The sequence below is a fragment of the Enterococcus sp. RTP21361st1_A6_RTP21361_211029 genome (assembly GCF_040910045.1).
Taxonomy (GTDB): Bacteria; Bacillota; Bacilli; order Lactobacillales; family Enterococcaceae; genus Enterococcus_D; species Enterococcus_D gallinarum.
On sequence record NZ_JBDGBK010000198.1, the window covers coordinates 1 to 1,610 of the forward strand.

Below are 1,610 nucleotides of genomic sequence, written 5' to 3' on the forward strand. Positions count from 1 at the left end.
GGTCTACGACGTGGAGGACGTTGACGATTTTCTCGACTCGGTGGCCGACACCATCAAGGTTTTAGGCAAGGAAGTACTCAAAGCAAGAAAGGAGGGGCAATGACCGTCGAGCAGATGGCCGATGACGATTACTTCGCGTTGGACGCGGTGGACCAGACCGCGTTGAAGAAAATGCTGGTAAGCCCGTTGGCGTATTCGGATTACCTGACCGGTGAGCATGGGTATTCTTCGGCGTTGGAGTTCGGCAAGGCGGCTCACAGCATGGTTTTGGGCAGTGGCCCGCAGGTTGTGGCTAAACCGAATCTGCGTACCAAGGAGGGCAAGGCTCTTCGTGACAGGCTGGTCGAACAGTATGGTGCTGACGACATCGTGTGGCTGTCCGCCGATGATGTGGAGAAGGTTCAGGCCATGCGGGACATGGTTGGAGACTTTTTCACGAAGCTGGACGGTCAGCCGGAGGTGGCGATGATCGCCGCCGACCCTGATACCGGGTTGTTGATTAAGGGCAAGGCGGACTGGTTGCCGTCCACTCCCGACCCGGATGGTGTGCTGCGTATCCGTGATTACAAGACCACGGTGAAGTCGCCGGACGAGTTCGAGCGTTCCTGCTGGCAGTACGGGTATCACATTCAGGCCGCGTTCTACATGCGTCTCTACCGGTTGACGATGCCCGAATATAAGGGGCCGTTGGGTTTCGAGTTCGTCGTGCAGGAGAAGAATCCGCCGTTCGATTGGAGGGTGTGGCGGTTTGACGAGCATTCGCCCATCATCACCGAACTGGCGGAACCGAAAATCTGTAAGGCGTTGAAGCAGATCAAGTCGTTCCGTGACCTGTATCCCGACCCGTTGGAGGCGATGCGTGGCTACGGGCTGTCGAAGGTGCCGCAGGAGATCGCGTTCCCCGATTGGAGATTGGTTCAGGAAGAGGAGGAAATCGAATCATGGCGGTAATCAAGAAGGACGCTAAGGGCGGGCGTGGCACGTATGCGACCCTGGCTCAGGTCGTGAACTATGTGGACGAGCAAGGCTACGAGCTGCAATGGCCGACCCAGTTGATTGACGGACGCCTGTATGTGGATACGGCCGTCAAGAAGAAGGGCACGGACAAGTGGATTGCCAGTAATTGCCTTATCCCCGTAGAGGTGGGAGATTCGCGTGGTATGAGCGTCATGCAGGCCCTCGGTTCCGCGTTGACGTATGCGCGACGCTACAGCACTTGCGGCGCGTTCGGACTGGCGACCACGGATGATGACGGTGAGACCAGCGGCTACAAGAAGCGTTCCACCAAGGGCATGACCGACGAGCAGCAGCAGACGATTGACCGGATTCTCCAAATCATGCGTATTCCCGATGGTCAGGAGAACGGTTTCATCAGCAGCGTGCTGCAACGCAACGTGGTCTACGGGAAACTGTCTGAATCGGACGCGGCCACATTCATCGAATCGTACAACCGCAACAAGGAGAAGGAGCCTGCCCTCCAGTGAGCTTCACACCGAAACCTGGCTGCAAGTGCACCAGATGCCTGTGGGCTCACGGGGACAAGATCACGCTCCCCCAATGCCCCACATGCGGCGCCGTTGATTGCGCCGGAGCCCAATCACACATGCTGG

At 57.8% G+C, this 1,610-nt stretch carries 2 protein-coding genes; both read left to right on the forward strand.

Annotated features, from left to right (window positions below):
* The first annotated feature begins 99 nt into the window (after positions 1-99).
* A complete protein-coding gene (locus AB5Z52_RS16970) occupies positions 100-951 on the forward strand; it encodes a PD-(D/E)XK nuclease-like domain-containing protein (protein ID WP_368267133.1) in 852 nt (283 codons plus the stop codon).
* Positions 942-1,484, forward strand: coding sequence for an ERF family protein (locus AB5Z52_RS16975; protein WP_174773690.1), 543 nt, complete (start codon positions 942-944; stop codon positions 1,482-1,484). The genes AB5Z52_RS16970 and AB5Z52_RS16975 overlap by 10 nt, the downstream gene beginning before the upstream one ends.
* Positions 1,485-1,610 lie beyond the last annotated feature (126 nt).

Bases quoted from the DNA above. Each gene is read 5' to 3' on its own strand.
- AB5Z52_RS16970 (WP_368267133.1), top strand. From the start codon at position 100: ATGACCGTCGAGCAGATGGCCGATGACGATTACTTCGCGTTGGACGCG.
- AB5Z52_RS16975 (WP_174773690.1), top strand. From the start codon at position 942: ATGGCGGTAATCAAGAAGGACGCTAAGGGCGGGCGTGGCACGTATGCG.